Origin of the sequence: Tepidimonas sp. (assembly GCF_046292505.1) — a bacterium.
Classification (GTDB): Bacteria; Pseudomonadota; Gammaproteobacteria; order Burkholderiales; family Burkholderiaceae_C; genus Tepidimonas.
Genome location: NZ_JBKBQX010000228.1, coordinates 1 through 602, shown reverse-complemented (window position 1 = coordinate 602; position 602 = coordinate 1). Strand labels below are relative to the sequence as shown.

The following is a 602-nucleotide window of genomic DNA, read 5'->3' as shown; positions in this document are numbered from 1 at the left end:
GCGCGGCTGGCGCGAGAGCGAGGAAAAAACCGCCTGGTACCTGGAGCAGCTGCGCAAGAACGGCATGACAGTCAGCAAAGGCTCGCCGCAGCTGCAGGCCGACCTGCGCAAGGTCGGCCAGACAATGATCGAGGAGTGGACGCGCCAGGCCGGGGCCGAGGGCGCGGCGGTGCTGGCCGCCTACCGCAAGTGACGGCGCCGTGCCCGAGTCGGTGATGAAGGCGCTGGATCGCCTGTTCGAGATGGCCGGCTGGGTGGCCGCGCTGTTCCTGGTCGGCACGCTGGCGATGGTGCTGCTCGGCATCGCCGGGCGGCTCTGGCCCGCGCTGGCGCTGCCCGGCTCGGACGCCTACGCCGGCTACTGCATGGCCGCGGCGGCGTTCCTGGCGCTGGCGCCGACGCTGCGCCGCGGCGAGCACATCCGCGTGATGCTGGTGCTGCAGCGCCTGCCGGCGCCGGCGCGGCGCGCGGTGGAGCTGGCGGTGCATGCGGTGGGCTTGGCGCTGGCGGGCGGGCTGGCGTGGTTCTCGCTGCGGCTGGTGTGGCAGAGCCACGCCTTCCACGATATCTCCACCGGGCTGGACGCCACGCCGCTGTGGATT

Annotated in this window: 1 protein-coding gene and 1 pseudogene; both read left to right on the top strand. The window is 72.9% G+C overall.

What is annotated here, in order from left to right:
- Positions 1 to 193 (top strand): annotated as a pseudogene (locus ACK4TH_RS12945) (C4-dicarboxylate ABC transporter substrate-binding protein); the annotation flags it as partial.
- 7 nt (positions 194 to 200) lie between these two features.
- The coding region (locus ACK4TH_RS12940; RefSeq protein WP_409627025.1) for a TRAP transporter small permease at positions 201 to 602 on the top strand (402 nt) is incomplete at its 3' end.